The 12,832-nt window shown below is 75.6% G+C and carries 16 protein-coding genes; 3 read left to right on the top strand and 13 right to left on the bottom strand.

The annotated features are described in order from the left end of the window. Nucleotides 1-21: 21 nt before the first annotated feature. Nucleotides 22-585, top strand: coding sequence for a DnaJ family domain-containing protein (locus tag ABD948_RS01815; protein WP_345262337.1), 564 nt, complete (start codon nucleotides 22-24; stop codon nucleotides 583-585). 22 nt (nucleotides 586-607) lie between these two features. On the opposite strand, the gene ABD948_RS01810 is transcribed toward ABD948_RS01815, so the two are convergent. The 13 genes from ABD948_RS01810 to ABD948_RS01750 form a co-directional block, all read right to left on the bottom strand. Further along, the gene (locus tag ABD948_RS01810) at nucleotides 608-889 is read right to left on the bottom strand and encodes a transcriptional regulator (protein WP_345262336.1); all 282 of its coding nucleotides are present in this window, start codon (nucleotides 887-889) and stop codon (nucleotides 608-610) included. A gap of 33 nt (nucleotides 890-922) precedes the next feature. Beyond that, the gene (locus tag ABD948_RS01805) at nucleotides 923-2,770 is read right to left on the bottom strand and encodes an ABC transporter ATP-binding protein (protein ID WP_345262335.1); all 1,848 of its coding nucleotides are present in this window, start codon (nucleotides 2,768-2,770) and stop codon (nucleotides 923-925) included. Then, complete coding sequence (locus ABD948_RS01800; RefSeq protein ID WP_345262334.1) at nucleotides 2,767-4,506, bottom strand: ABC transporter ATP-binding protein; 1,740 nt, start codon at nucleotides 4,504-4,506, stop codon at nucleotides 2,767-2,769. The genes ABD948_RS01805 and ABD948_RS01800 overlap by 4 nt, the downstream gene beginning before the upstream one ends. Continuing rightward, complete coding sequence (locus ABD948_RS01795) at nucleotides 4,503-4,625, bottom strand: hypothetical protein (RefSeq protein ID WP_345262333.1); 123 nt, start codon at nucleotides 4,623-4,625, stop codon at nucleotides 4,503-4,505. The genes ABD948_RS01800 and ABD948_RS01795 overlap by 4 nt, the downstream gene beginning before the upstream one ends. A 241-nt stretch (nucleotides 4,626-4,866) precedes the next feature. Continuing rightward, entirely contained in the window at nucleotides 4,867-5,046 is a 180-nt protein-coding gene (locus ABD948_RS01790; RefSeq protein ID WP_345262332.1) for an LxmA leader domain family RiPP, read from the bottom strand. A gap of 95 nt (nucleotides 5,047-5,141) precedes the next feature. Beyond that, the gene (locus ABD948_RS01785; protein WP_345262331.1) at nucleotides 5,142-5,321 is read right to left on the bottom strand and encodes an LxmA leader domain family RiPP; all 180 of its coding nucleotides are present in this window, start codon (nucleotides 5,319-5,321) and stop codon (nucleotides 5,142-5,144) included. Nucleotides 5,322-5,594: 273 nt separating this feature from the next. Further along, nucleotides 5,595-5,774: an LxmA leader domain family RiPP gene (locus ABD948_RS01780; RefSeq protein WP_345262330.1), complete on the bottom strand. Its 180-nt coding sequence runs from the start codon at nucleotides 5,772-5,774 to the stop codon at nucleotides 5,595-5,597. Between the two features lie 242 nt (nucleotides 5,775-6,016). Further along, nucleotides 6,017-6,193, bottom strand: a complete 177-nt coding sequence (locus tag ABD948_RS01775) for an LxmA leader domain family RiPP (RefSeq protein ID WP_345262329.1) — start codon at nucleotides 6,191-6,193, stop codon at nucleotides 6,017-6,019. Nucleotides 6,194-6,313: 120 nt separating this feature from the next. Next, nucleotides 6,314-7,615, bottom strand: a complete 1,302-nt coding sequence (locus tag ABD948_RS01770) for a M16 family metallopeptidase (protein WP_345262328.1) — start codon at nucleotides 7,613-7,615, stop codon at nucleotides 6,314-6,316. Continuing rightward, nucleotides 7,612-8,865: a M16 family metallopeptidase gene (locus tag ABD948_RS01765; protein ID WP_345262327.1), complete on the bottom strand. Its 1,254-nt coding sequence runs from the start codon at nucleotides 8,863-8,865 to the stop codon at nucleotides 7,612-7,614. Before ABD948_RS01765 ends, ABD948_RS01770 begins: the two co-directional genes overlap by 4 nt. Beyond that, nucleotides 8,862-9,515 carry a GPP34 family phosphoprotein gene (locus tag ABD948_RS01760; protein ID WP_345262326.1) on the bottom strand — a complete coding sequence of 218 codons (654 nt, stop codon included), beginning with the start codon at nucleotides 9,513-9,515 and terminating at the stop codon, nucleotides 8,862-8,864. The genes ABD948_RS01765 and ABD948_RS01760 overlap by 4 nt, the downstream gene beginning before the upstream one ends. Before the next feature lie 66 nt (nucleotides 9,516-9,581). After that, complete coding sequence (locus ABD948_RS01755; RefSeq protein WP_345262325.1) at nucleotides 9,582-10,070, bottom strand: hypothetical protein; 489 nt, start codon at nucleotides 10,068-10,070, stop codon at nucleotides 9,582-9,584. After that, nucleotides 10,067-10,363 carry a helix-turn-helix transcriptional regulator gene (locus tag ABD948_RS01750; RefSeq protein WP_345262324.1) on the bottom strand — a complete coding sequence of 99 codons (297 nt, stop codon included), beginning with the start codon at nucleotides 10,361-10,363 and terminating at the stop codon, nucleotides 10,067-10,069. The genes ABD948_RS01755 and ABD948_RS01750 overlap by 4 nt, the downstream gene beginning before the upstream one ends. 136 nt (nucleotides 10,364-10,499) lie before the next feature. On the opposite strand from ABD948_RS01750, the gene ABD948_RS01745 reads away from it, so the two are divergent. After that, entirely contained in the window at nucleotides 10,500-11,480 is a 981-nt protein-coding gene (locus ABD948_RS01745; RefSeq protein WP_345262323.1) for an ABC transporter ATP-binding protein, read from the top strand. After that, nucleotides 11,477-12,685 carry an ABC transporter permease gene (locus ABD948_RS01740; protein ID WP_345262322.1) on the top strand — a complete coding sequence of 403 codons (1,209 nt, stop codon included), beginning with the start codon at nucleotides 11,477-11,479 and terminating at the stop codon, nucleotides 12,683-12,685. Before ABD948_RS01745 ends, ABD948_RS01740 begins: the two co-directional genes overlap by 4 nt. Nucleotides 12,686-12,832 lie beyond the last annotated feature (147 nt).

Genomic DNA, 12,832 nt, shown 5'->3' with positions numbered 1-12,832 from the left:
GTGGAGGGGCGAGGTGATGACATGACCCAGCCCGAGCAGCCCCAGGACGACGAGCCCGAGAAGGCCGACCGCACCGGTCGCCGCGACAAGCGGACCGGGCGCAGCGCGGCCGCCGTGCGCATGCAGCACCAGAGCTCGTGGGTCGACCAGCAGATCCGGGTCGCCATGGCCAAGGGCGAGTTCGACGACCTGCCCGGCGCCGGCAAGCCGATCCGCGACCTGGGCGGCAGCCACGACCCCGACTGGTGGGTCAAGCGGCTGGTCGAGCGCGAGCAGATCACCGGCGTGCTGCCGCCCTCGCTGCAGCTGCGCAAAGAGGACGCCGAGCTCGACGCGCGCCTGGACGCCCTCGCCGTCGAGTCCGAGGTGCGCCGCGACCTGACCGACTTCAACGAGCGGGTCATCCGCGCGCGCTACTCGCTGGCCGAGGGGCCCCCGCTCGTGACGATGCCCCGCGACGTCGAGGCCGAGGTGGCCGCGTGGCGCGAGCGTCGCGAGGCGCGGCGCGAGCAGGCACGGGCGGCCGTGGCGGCCGCCCGGGCCGCCGAGCCGCCCCGACGTCGACGCTGGTGGCGCCGCGGTTGAGCCCCACCCGCACGAGCCCGGCTCAGACCAGCCCGTCGACGCCCGCGGTGATGGCCCGCAGGGCGGCCAGGTGGCCGGCGAGGGCGCGGCGTCCGTCGTCGGTCAGCGCGAGCCAGGCACGGGTGCCCCGGGCGTCCTGCGGCTCCTTGCTCAGCTGCAGGTAGCCGGACTCCTGCAGCACGCGCGCGTGCTTGCTGAGCACCGACTTGCTGACTCCCAGCGCGCTCGCCACCTGGGAGAAGGCCATCCGGTCGACGCCGGCCAGCAGGCTGGTCAGCCGCAGCCGGGCCGGCTCGTGGATCACCCGGTGTCTCCGCCGCCGACGGGCAGCGACTCCCTAGGCGGGCACGAGCGAGCTGGCCTGCAGCTCCGCGTAGAGCCCCGAGGTCCCGAGCAGCTCCTCGTGCGTGCCCGACTCGACCACCCGGCCCTCGTCGAGCACGACGATCCGGTCCGCCTCGCGGACGGTCGCCAGGCGGTGGGCGATCACCAGGCAGGTGCGGTCGCGCCGCACCTGCGCCAGCGCGTCCTGCACCAGCGCGGAGGTGCGCGGGTCCACCGAGCTGGTCGCCTCGTCGAGCACCAGCAGCTCGGGGTCGCCGACCAGCGCCCGGGCGAGCGTGACCAGCTGGCGCTGGCCGGCGGAGAGGTCGGCGCCGTCGGAGCCGATCGGCGTGTCGAGCCCCCGGGGCATCGCCCGGGCGAAGGCATCCACCCGGGCGAGGGTGGCGGCCCGCTCGACGTCGGCGCGGGTCGCCCCCGCGCAGCCGTAGGCGATGTTCTCCGCGATGGTGCCCGAGAACAACCACGGGTCCTGGGCCACCAGGCCGACCCGCGAGCGCACGTCAGTCAGGGAGAGCTCCGCGACGTCGCGGCCGTCGAGCACCACCGCGCCGCACTGCGGTTCGCGGAAGCGCAGCAGCAGGTTGACCAGCGTCGACTTGCCCGCGCCGGTCGGTCCGACGACGGCGACCGTCTCGCCCGCGGCCGCCCGCAGCGAGACCTCGCGCAGGACTGGCGCGTCGGCGTCGTAGCCGAACGTCACGTCGCGCAGCTCGAGCTCGCCACGGCCGACCCGGTCGGTGCGCACGCCGGCGTCCTCCTCGGGTCCCTCGAGGAACGTCAGCACCCGCTGGGCCGCGGCCACGCCGGCCTGCAGCTCGTTGAGCATGCCCGAGATCTCGCTGATCGGTTGCGAGGTCTGGCGCGCGTACTGCACGAAGGCCTGCACCCCGCCCACCGTCATGCTGCCGCTCGCGACCCGCAGGCCGCCGAGCACGCAGATCACCACGTAGGACAGGTTGCCCACGAACGTCATGAGCGGCGCGGCCAGGCCGCTGACGGCCTGGGCCCGGAAGCCCTCGCGGGCCAGGCGGTCGTTGTGCTCGGCGAAGCGCGCGACGTGCTCGTCGGGACGGTGGAACGCGCTGCTCACCTCGTGACCCGAGATGCCCTCGTCGACGGCGGCGGTGAGCTGCCCCAGCGCCTCCCACTGGGCCACGAAGCGGGCCTGGGAGCGCTTCATCAGCGCCCGCGTGCCCAGCACCGCCAGGGGCAGCGTGAGGAACGCGGCGAGCGCCAGCACCGGCGAGAGCACGACCATGACCGTCGCGGTCACGGCCAGGGTCATCGCCGCGGAGAGCAGCTGCCCCAGCCCCTGGGTCAGCGAGACGGTGATGGTGTCGACGTCGTTGGTCACGCGGGAGAGCAGGTCGCCGCGACCCTGCCGGTCGGCCACCTCGACCGGCGTCCGGTTGACCTTGGTCTCGGTGCGGCGGCGCAGGTCGCGCATGACGCTGTGCAGCGCGTGGTTGAGCTGCGAGGCGGCGGCCAGCTGCAGCAGCGCGGCCCCCGCGAACAGCCCGAGCGCCACGGCCAGGGCGCGGGCGAGCGCCCCGCCGTCGACCCCCCGGCCGGGCACGGCGTCCGATCCCGCGACGACGCCGGCGAAGGTGTCCTGACCGTTCTCGCGCAGCCCGGCCACCGCCTCGGTCCGGGTCAGGTCGGCGGGGAGCGAGGCCCCCAGGAACCCGTCGAAGACGACGTCGGTGGCGCGACCGAGGGCCAGCGGCCCGAGCGCGCCGAGCCCGACGGCGGCCGCGGTGAGCAGCACCAGCAGCGCCACCCGCGCACGCACGGGCCACAGCAGGGGCAGCAGGGTCGACAGGTGCAGCGGTCGGGTCATGCCAGGGCTCCCTCGTGGTCGGCGTCGAGCAGCTCGTCGTAGGCCCGGCAGGTGCCGGCCAGCTCGTCGTGGGTGCCCAGGCCCACCACGGCGCCGCGGTCGAGCACGACCACCCGGTCGGCACGCTCGACACCGGCGAGGCGCTGGGTCGCCGTGACCACACCGGCGCCGTGCGAGGCCGCCCACGCCAGCAGGGCCTCGCGGACGGCGGCCTCCGTGCGCGCGTCGAGCGCGGAGAGCGCGTCGTCGACGAGGTAGTGGTCGGGGCGGGCGAGCAGGGCGCGCGCCAGGCACAGACGCTGGCGCTGGCCGCCGGAGAGCGTGAGCCCCCCGGGGGGCAGCGTCGCGTCCAGCCCGCCGAGCCCGGCGACGACGTCGTCGGCGTGCGCGGCGCGCAGGGCCTCCCACAGCTCGTCGTCGCTCGCGTCGGGGGCGCCGTAGCGCAGGTTGTCGGCCACGCTGCCCCCGAAGAGGTGCGCGCGCTGGGGCACCAGCAGCACCCGCCGCCGGGCGAGCGCCGGGTCCGCCTCGGCCAGGTCGACACCCTCGAGCAGGACGCGGCCGCGGGTGGGGGTCAGCTGCGCGGCGAGCGCCTGCAGCAGCGCGGTCTTGCCGGAGCCGGTGGAGCCGAGCAGCACCGTGTGCGAGCCGGGGGGCAGGTGCAGGTCGACGTGCTCGAGCACGGCACCGGGCGATCCGGGGTGGCGCAGCTCCACGCCCTCCATGCGCAGGCCGTCGCGGGACCGGCCCGGGACGGGAGCGGTGCGCGCCCCGCGCACGGAGCCGGCACCCGGGGGCAGGTCCAGCAGCTCGCGCACGCGGCCCGCGGAGACCCGGGCGCGCGGCAGCTGCATGACGATCGCGGAGGCCATCAGCACCGAGCTCATCAGCTGGAGCAGGTAGGCGATGAACGCCGTCACCGAGCCGATGCCGATCTCGCCGGCGGAGACCCGCATCCCGCCGAACCAGACCACCGCGACGCCGCCGGCGTTCATCAGCAGCGCCACGACCGGGCCCAGCGAGAGGTAGAGGCGGCCGACCCCGAACGAGGTGTCGACCAGCGCGTCGTTGGCGCGCTCGAATCGGCGCTGCTCGTGGCGCTCGCGGGTGAAGGCGCGCACGACGCGCAGCCCGGTGAGCTGCTCGCGCAGCACCAGGTTGACGTCGTCGATCTGGCCCTGCATGCGGCGGTAGCCGGGGACGGCCCACCAGGCGAACAGCCCCAGCACCAGCGCCACCGCGGGCACGGCCACGGCCATCAGCCACGCCAGGCCGGGATCCTCGCGCAGCCCGAGCACGATCGCGCCGGTCATGGTGAGCGGCACGGTCAGCAGCACGGTGCAGCAGGTGAGCACCAGCATCTGCAGCTGCAGCACGTCGTTGCCGCAGCGGGTCAGCAGCGACCCCGCTCCGACCGCACGCACCTGGGCGGCGTCGAGGTGCATCACGCGCTCGAACACCTCGTACCGCAGCGTGGCGGCCACCTGGGCGGCGACGCGAGCGCCGAGCACCATCGCGAGGGCGGCAGCCAGCAGCTGGGCCAGGCCGACGCCGAGCATCTGCGAGCCCAGCGACCACACCGTCGCCACCTCCCCCTGGGCGACGCCGTCGTCGATCAGGCGGGCGTTGAGCGCCGGGAGCCACAGGGTGCCGCCCACCGCGGCGACCTGGAGCAGGCACAGCAGCGCCAGGGAGCCCGCGTGCGGCCGCAGGCGGGACAGCAGCAGCGCGGTCACCGGAGGGCCCCACCGCGCCGGCCGGGCGCGGGCAGCTCGTGCCCGGAGGGTGCCGGCCACGGCGTGGGCGGGGCGCCGGGCCGGGTGCCCACCCGGCGGGCGGGGACGGAGCGGGTCATCGTGGCCTCCTGTGCACGTCGGGTCGCTGCGATCTGGACCACCACGCTAGGAACGGCGAGCGGCGGGCGCGTCGTGCCTCGGCGCCATCCGCGGGCGTCGTCCGTGCGGTCGAACCGGCTCCCCCGTGCGGGGGAGGAGGCGGCGGCGCGACCCGGTCGCGGACGCGCCCAGGGGCGGCCCCGACGCGCGGGGCCGCCCCTGGGCAGCAAGATCCAGCAAGGTCCAGCTGGTCGAGCAGTCTCAGCAGGTGTGCTCGATCGTGTTCTCCGCCGAGGCCGCCGAGATGGCGGAGGCCGTGGCGGCGCAGAAGGTGGAGGAGGTGGTGGTGGGGGTGATGGCCGGGGCCTCGGCGGCGACGTGCGCGAGGCGCTCGGCGTCGGTGTACGCGGCGTAGCCGGCGATCAGGTCCTGGGTGCTCATGGCGGTCTCCTGGGATCCTCGGACGGTGGTCTGGGTGCGGGTCGCGACCCCGTGCGGCGGGGGCGGCGCGGGTGCACCGCCCCCTGCCGGGGCGCTCAGCAGCTGTGGTCGAAGGTGTTGTCGACGCTGGCGCTGATGACGGCCGCGGAGGTGGCCACGCAGAACGACGAGGAGGTCGTCGTCGGGGTCACGGCGGGGGCGTCGCCGCCGGTCGCGCCGAGCTCGGCGGCGTCGGTGTAGGCGGCGTAGCCGGCGATGAGGTCCTGGGTGCTCATGGTGTTCTCCTTCTGGTTGGGGTGCGAGTGCCCGCGGGCCAGCCACAGGCCCGGGTGGGGCACGGAGGCCGTTCGTCGACCTCGTGACCACGACGCTAGGAGCCGGCGGTGGTCGCGCTCATCGCCCGACGGGAGCATCTGCGGGGATCGTCCGCACGGGCGAGGGGCGACTGCGCCTGACGCGGAGTCCGTGCCAGCTCCCCCCGGACGCACGACGACGGCGCGACAACCCGAGGGGGTTGCCGCGCCGTCGTGGAGCGCTGGTGCTGGTCCTCAGCAGTTGTTCTCCTGGGTGGTCACGACCGACACGGAGATCGCGGTGGCCACCGAGGCGGCGCAGGGCTGCGAAGAGGTGACGGGAGTGATGCCCGCGGCGTTGTCGCCGGCCTGGGCGCCGAGCTCGTCGGCGTCGGTGTAGGCGGCGTAGCCGGCGATGAGGTCCTGGGTGCTCATGGTGGGTCTCCTTCTGCTCGTCGGGTCGCGGCCGGTCGGTCCGTGCCGCGCTGGTGGATCCCACGCTAGGCAGCGACGGCGCCGTCGCGGATCGTCCGCGGTGCCGGTTCGGCCACGTCGTCGGCGCGGACGAGGAGTCGCCCGCCGCCTCCCCTGCGCGGGGGAGGCGCCGAGGCCGGCAGGGTCCCGACGCACGACGACGCCGTGGCCACCAGGGCCACGGCGTCGTCGGTGGGGGCGGGTCAGCAGGACTGCGAGACGGTGAAGTAGATCGAGGCGCCCACGCTGGCCGCACAGGCGTTGGAGGAGGTGGTCGTGGTCGTCGGGGTGACGCCGGGGGCGTCGGCGGAGTCGGCGGCTCCGAGCTCGGCGGCCTCGGTGTAGGCGGCGTAGCCGGCGATCAGGTCCTGGGTGCTCATGCGTCTCTCCTGGGATCTCTGGTGGTGTCGCCGGCCACGCGGACGGTGCCGGCCTTCGCTCCACGACGCTAGGAGCCGGCCTGCTCGCCGGGCATCGTCCGCGACGACGACCTCGTGCCCTCAGTCCTGCGGAGGAGCGGGCACACCCGCGTCGTCCCGCGGGTCGGCCACCACCTCGACCAGCGCGTCGCTGCGCCACCAGCTGCGCGCGACCTCGGCCACCTGGTCAGGGGTGGTCGTGGCCGCCTGCGCGGCCTGGCGCTCCCACAAGTCCAGGTCGTCGCCGGCGAAGAGCACCGTGGAGCCGGCGGAGGCCAACGCGGCCGGCGAGGCGAGACCCACGGCGGCGCCCTGCAGGGCGTAGGCCGCGGCGCGCTCCAGCTCCTGCTCGTCGGCGCCGGGGTCGCCGAGGGCGGCCAGAGCGGCGTGCACGGTCTCGCGGACGGCGCCGATGCGGTCGGCCGGGCACTCCAGCGAGAGCGCCCACGTGGTGCCGGAGGCGAGCACCTCGAAGCCCGTCGTGACGCCGTAGACGTCGCCCCGGCGCTCGCGCAGCTCCTGGGTGAGCCGCGAGCCGAAGTAGCCGCCGAGCGCCATGCCGGCCAGGTGCAGCGGCAGGTGCTCGGGATGGCTGCGCGGCGGCGCGGGCGCCCAGAGGCGCAGCGAGGCCGTCGGCTCGTGGGGCGCCACGGGGAGGCGCTGCGGTGGCACGCCGCGCGGGCCGGGGTCGGCCGGCAGTGCCGGCGCACGAGGGTCGCGGTCGCTGGGGCCGCCGGGGCCGACGGCGCCGCCGAGCGGCGCGGCGAGCAGCTCAAGGGCGTCGAGCCCGCCCAGGGACCCGAGCGGGCCGAGCACCAGCAGGGTCGAGCCGGCGGGGTGGACCCGCGTCGTGAGCAGGTCGAGGACCGCGGCGGGGTCGACGGCGTCGAGGTCCGCGGGCTCGAGGACGGCGTGGGCGTAGGGGTGCTCGGGCCCCCAGCGGTGCCGGGCCAGCAGGCGGTGGAGCCCCAGCTCGCGGTGCGCGACCGCGGCGGCCAGCCGGGTCCGTTCGGTCGCCAGCGCGTCCTGGAGCGCCTCGGGGCGGGGGGCCGGGCTCTCGAGCCGGTCCCGCAGCTCGCCGAGGAGCCACGGCAGCCGCTCCGCGGGAACGGTGGCGCTGAGCGTGACCCGGTCGACCGCGGGCGTCGTCGACCAGACCCCACCCTCCTCGAGCACGCGCTGCTGCGCCGCGGCGGCGTCGCCGTCGAGCGGGCCGAGCAGGAGCGCGCGGCCGGCAACGAGCGCCACCGCGGCGTCGGCGTGGTCGCGACGTACCAGCGGCACCTGCCAGCGCACCTCGGCGAACGGCGCGTCCGGCCGGTCCACCACCACCAGGTCGGCGCCGCAGGCCGTGCGGCAGCGTTGCCGCGCCGGCGCCCTCACGCGTCACCACCGGCGGGGGTCACCAGCACCGAGGCCATCGGCTGGTCCAGCACGTGCGCGAGGGCTGCGGGGAGCGCGCCGAGGGCGTCGGCCGGGTCCAGTCGCTCGTCGAGACGGTAGTCGCCGAAGAGCAGCTCGGTGGCCCCGAGGCGCCGGGCGCGGTGGGCGGTGCGCTCGCCACGCTGGTAGGCCTGGTGGCGCAACCGCGCGGCGGCGGTGCGCAGCACCGCGGACGGCGTCGACCGTCGGACGTCCTCGGCCAGCGCGGCCAGCGACTCCCGCAGCGCCGCGGCGAGCGGCTCCGGCGCGACGCCGGGGCGCGGATGGGTGCTGAGCACCAGGACGTCGGGGGTGCGCGCGTCGGCCGGCACCCCGTACCAGCCGGAGCGACCGGTCAGGCGCAGCGCGGGCGCGTGCAGCGGGAGCAGCGTCGCGAGCGCCGTGCAGGCGGCGTGGAGCTGCGGCTCCCCGACGGGGTCGGGCATCCGGAAGCCGGCCGCCCACGCGGGGGCCGGGGCGTTGGCCGCGACCGTCGTCAGGTGCCGGTCCTCGACCAGCGGGGGCTCGGCCACCGGCACCGGCGTCGGCGCGGGGCCGGTGCGGGCGGGCACGGCGGCCAGGGCCTCGCGGGCACGGTCCACCTCGCGCGGCTCCAGCTCACCCTCGAGCGTCACCACCACGTTGCGGGGGTCGTACCAGCGCTCGAAGAACCGCTCGCAGTCCTCGAGAGTGACCGCGCGCAGGGCTGCGAGGTCGCCGTAGCCGTCGTGGGTGCTGGTGGGCGATCTCCAGAGCACCGCTGGCAGCTGGCGCCAGGGGAAGCCACCGAACGGGACGGCGTCGACCTGCTGGGCGATCTCGGCGGCGATCACGTCGACCTGGGTGCTCAGCGCGTGCTGGTCCAGGCGGGGGCCGGCGAGCCGGTCGGCCTCCAGGGCCACGGTCTCGCCGAGCGCGGGCGCGGCGACGAGGTCGAAGAACTCGGTGTGGTCGTGGCGGGTGTGGGCCCCCACCCGGCCACCGCCGGCCTCGACGGCGGCGAAGTGACCCCCGGCGGGCACGTGGGCGCTGCCGGCGAACATCAGGTGCTCGAAGAGGTGGGCCAGGCCCGAGGCGCCGGGCGGCTCGGCACGGAAGCCGACACCCACGTGCACGGCGACGGCCGCGACGCCGGCGCGCGCGCCCGGCGCGACGACCAGGCGCAGCCCGTTGGGCAGCCGCTCGAGCGTGGGCGCCGGGAAGGGGGTCACTCGCCGCCCGTGACGACGCCGAGCACCGTGATGCCGATCGCGACGTCGATCGCGTCGAGCGCCGGGTGCGGCACCTCGCCCGCCTGCTGCGAGACCGCCTCGAGCGCCTCGCGCACGGCGGTGTCGAGCCCGTGGCGCCGGTGCAGGCCGGAGCGGACAACGAGCCGCGCCACGGCACGGCCGCGCTCGGTGGTGGCCGCGGCGCCGGCCAGGTCGTGGGCCAGGGTCTCGACGGTGCCTGCCGGCACGTCGTGGCGCGGGTAGGGCACCAGGCCCAGCAGCCGGCCGCGGCCGGGCACGAGCAGACCGCGGGTCACCGCCTCTTCGCGCTGGACCTCGAGCGCCGCGCGGCGTCGTCGCACCCACTGCTTGACGGTGGCTCCCCGCTCGGTGAGCTCACGGGTCACCTCCGTCGTCCAGGTGGGCCGGCCCGCGGCGGCGTCTGCCTGGCCGGTGACCACGAGCCGGTCGTCGTCGAGCCGGACGAGGCCGCGGACCACCAGCTCGGCGATCTCCGCGCAGGCGGTCAGCGCCTGGGGTCGCGCGCTCTGGAAGGCCTGGCCGTCGCCGTTGTGCAGGAACGGCATCAGCGCCTCCGGCACGCTCAGCGCGCCGCTGGAGACCAGGGGGGTGGTGGTGGAGGTGGTCATGAGTCTCTCCCTCGGTGTGGACGTCGGGTGTCGCTCGGTCGGGTCAGTCGGGTCGGTCGGGTCGGGTCAGTCGGTGTCGTCGTCGGTGTCGCGGGTCTGCCAGGCCAGCAGGAAGGACGGCAGCGCCGCGGCGGGCAGGAAGCCGATCAGCACCAGGTCCGGCGCCCGCTCCAGCAGCGTCGGGCGGCCACCGTCGGCGAGGTTGACTGCCACCGTCAGCACCACGTAGAGCACCAGCGCCACGACGAGCGCCAGCACGTAGCCGACCTCGCGCACCCGCTGGCGCTGGGCCAGCTCGTACTCGTCGACCTCGCTGGCACGCCGCTCGGCGACGTCGCGGGTCAGGGCACGACAGCCGAACCAGCTCGCGCCGACGACGACCAGGGCCAGCCCCCAGCCCCACGTGTTGGCGTGCCCGGCCAGGCTGAGCACCGTCAGGGCCGTCCAGCCGAGGACGCCTGCCAGCACGACCCCGGTGACGGCGAGGCGCCGCGAGGGTCGTCGGTCGCGGGCGGGCCGGGCGCCGGGGCGCGGGGTCTCGAGGGGGGAGGTCATGACTGGTCTCCTCTCGCGGGGACCTCGGGGTCGCGGCGGTAGCTGGCGGCGATGGACTGGAAGGGCGTGCGGCTGAAGACCGCCTCGACCGGGAGGTCGAAGACCTCGCAGATGCTCATCGCCAGCTGGAGGCTCGGGTAGTGGTCGCCACGCTCGAGGGCTCCGATGGTCTGGGGGTTGACCCCCACCAGCTCGGCCAGCTGCGCCCGCGACATGCCCACCTCGGCGCGCACGACGTTGACGCGGTTGTGGATGCGTCTCGTGTCGTCGTCACGTCGGGTCGATCGGGCCATGGATCGAACGTACCTGCTCAACCGTCGGGCGATCAAGCATTTTCTGATGCTTTTTCACATCACCTGTTGTGTAAACCTAACGATCTGTTCTACGGTGATGGTGCTTCCACCGCAGCCCCGTCGGAAAGGACACCCCGTGCTCGCCCTCGACCACATCAGCAAGTCCTACGGGCCGCGCCGCGTGCTCGACGACGTCACCTGGCACGTCGAGCGCGGTGAGCTGCTCGGCTACGTCGGCGGCAACGGCGCCGGCAAGACCACCTCCATGCGCATCACCCTCGGCGTGGCCACCGCCGACACCGGCACCGTCACCCTCGACGGCCAGCCGGTCGACGACGCCGTGCGTGCGCGGATGGGCTACATGCCCGAGGAGCGCGGTCTCTACGCCACCATGCAGCTGCACGCGCAGCTGCGCTTCTTCGCCGAGCTGCGCGGCGTCGAGCGCCGCGCCGCCGCGCGCTCCGCCGACGCCTGGCTCGACCGCCTCGGACTCGCGGAGCGCCGCCACCACCGGCTCGAGGACCTCAGCCTCGGCAACCAGCAACGCGTGCAGCTCGCCGCCGCGCTGGTGCACTCCCCCGACGTCCTGGTGCTCGACGAGCCGTTCTCCGGCCTCGACCCGCTCGCCGTCGACGTGATGGCGCAGATCCTGCGTGAGGAGGCCGACCGGGGGGTGCCGGTCGTCTTCTCCAGCCACCAGCTCGACCTCGTCGAGCGGATCTGCGACCGCGTCGCCGTGCTGGCCGGGGGACGGGTGGTGGCCGTGGGCTCGGTCGCCGAGCTCACCGGCGACGAGGGCGACCGCCACCTGGTGCGCGCCGACGGCGCCCCGGGCTGGCTCGCGGAGCTGGCGCAGCGCGCGCCCGCCCTGCACGCCACGGTCCGCCCGCAGGGTGACCCCGGCGACCCGGCCGGTGCCGTCACCCTGCGGGCCGCCGAGGACGCCCTGCCGCTCGTGGTCGACGTCGTGCGCCGCCACGGCGTGCTGCGCGAGCTGCGGCCCTGGCGGCCCTCGCTCACCGACGTCTACCGCGACGTCGTGGGCGCGACCGTCGACCCGGCAGACCAGACCGACCAGACCGACGACCACCGGAACCGTGAGGAGCGTGCGGCATGACCACGTCACCGACCACCTCGACCCCGACCCCCACCGACCCGCGCCGGGTGCGCGGCCTCGGCGGCGTGCGCATCGTGCTGCGCCGCGAGCTGTCGACCAAGCTGATGACCACCGCCTTCCTGCTGAGCACCGGCATCTTCGCCGCCCTGGCGCTGGCCGGGCCGCTGCTGATGGGCGGCGGCGACGAGGAGCGGCCGACCCTGGGCTACACCAGCGGAGCCGAGTCGCTCGCCACCGCGGTCGGTCAGGCCGGAGGCGAGTCGGTGCAGGTGGAGCAGGTCTCGGCGGGCGAGGCCCGTGCCGCCGTCGAGGAGGGCCGGTTCGACGCCGTCCTGACCGAGGGCCCCACGGGCCCCGAGGTGATCGTCGAGACGAGCCTGGACCCCACTGTCGGAGCACTGCTCTCCTCCACCGCCTCCGACCAGGCGCTGCGCGACGCGGCGGCCGCCGCGGGCGTCGACCCCACCGAGCTGCAGGCCGGGGCAGCGGACCCCGCCGTCGTCGCTCTCGGCTCCGGCCTCGACACCACCTCGGTGCTCGTGGCCCTGGGGTTCGCCGCCGGCGCGGTCGTCGTGGTGCTCCTCTGGGGCATCCCGCTCGCCACCGACGTGATGCAGGAGAAGGTCTCCCGCGTCGTCGAGATCCTGCTCACCAGCATCCGCCCCTGGCAGCTGCTGGCCGGCAAGGTGCTGGCCACCACGGTGCTGGGCCTCACCCAGCTGGTCCTCGTGCTGGGCGCCACTGCGGCCGGCCTCGGCCTGGCCGGAGGTCTGCCCCGGCTCGAGGGGGTCGACTGGTCGCTGGTCGCCGTCTCGTCGGCCTGCCTGCTGCTGGCGATCGTCACCTGCTGCGCCCTGATGGCCGGTCTCGCCGCCCGCGTGGAGCGCCAGGAGGACCTCAGCAGCGCTCTGCAGCCCGCGCTCGCCGTCGCCCTGCTGCCCCTGGTCGCGGCGGTCTACCTGGCCTTCGAGTTCGCCGACAGCCCCTGGCTCGACCTCGGCTCGATGGTCCCTGTGCTCAACGTGTTCGTGATGCCGGCCCGGATCGCCGTCGAGGGCATGCCGCTGTGGCAGGTCGCCGCCTCGCTGGCCGTCGCCGCCCTCACCGCCGCCGTCTCCTTCGTGCTGGCCGGTCGGATCTACGCCGGCTCGGTCCTCCGCTCCGGCGGTCGCGTGCGGCTCCGTGAGGCGCTGCAGCGGGGCTGAGCCCGGTGGAGGCATCCCGTGACGAGCACTCCTGATCTCTGCACGGTCGGCCCGAGACGCCCGGTGATCGGCAGATGTCCGCAGAGCGGCAGAGTCGGGCGGACGACCAGTGGCGCTGACCATGCCGCAGCGCACGGCTTGATCCAG

It is taken from the genome of Nocardioides nanhaiensis, assembly GCF_039542785.1.
Taxonomy (GTDB): domain Bacteria; phylum Actinomycetota; class Actinomycetes; order Propionibacteriales; family Nocardioidaceae; genus Nocardioides; species Nocardioides nanhaiensis.
This window is presented reverse-complemented; position numbering and strand designations above follow the sequence as displayed.

Excerpts from the sequence above, each read along its gene's own strand:
- ABD948_RS01740 (WP_345262322.1), top strand. The coding sequence starts at position 11,477 with ATGACCACGTCACCGACCACCTCGACCCCGACCCCCACCGACCCGCGC.
- ABD948_RS01780 (WP_345262330.1), bottom strand. The coding sequence starts at position 5,774 with ATGAGCACCCAGGACCTCATCGCCGGCTACGCCGCCTACACCGACGCC.
- ABD948_RS01755 (WP_345262325.1), bottom strand. The coding sequence starts at position 10,070 with ATGACCTCCCCCCTCGAGACCCCGCGCCCCGGCGCCCGGCCCGCCCGC.
- ABD948_RS01795 (WP_345262333.1), bottom strand. The coding sequence starts at position 4,625 with ATGACCCGCTCCGTCCCCGCCCGCCGGGTGGGCACCCGGCCCGGCGCC.
- ABD948_RS01785 (WP_345262331.1), bottom strand. The coding sequence starts at position 5,321 with ATGAGCACCCAGGACCTCATCGCCGGCTACGCCGCCTACACCGACGCC.
- ABD948_RS01805 (WP_345262335.1), bottom strand. The coding sequence starts at position 2,770 with ATGACCCGACCGCTGCACCTGTCGACCCTGCTGCCCCTGCTGTGGCCC.
- ABD948_RS01750 (WP_345262324.1), bottom strand. The coding sequence starts at position 10,363 with ATGGCCCGATCGACCCGACGTGACGACGACACGAGACGCATCCACAAC.
- ABD948_RS01760 (WP_345262326.1), bottom strand. The coding sequence starts at position 9,515 with ATGACCACCTCCACCACCACCCCCCTGGTCTCCAGCGGCGCGCTGAGC.
- ABD948_RS01790 (WP_345262332.1), bottom strand. The coding sequence starts at position 5,046 with ATGAGCACCCAGGACCTGATCGCCGGCTACGCCGCGTACACCGACGCC.
- ABD948_RS01775 (WP_345262329.1), bottom strand. The coding sequence starts at position 6,193 with ATGAGCACCCAGGACCTGATCGCCGGCTACGCCGCCTACACCGAGGCC.
- ABD948_RS01815 (WP_345262337.1), top strand. The coding sequence starts at position 22 with ATGACCCAGCCCGAGCAGCCCCAGGACGACGAGCCCGAGAAGGCCGAC.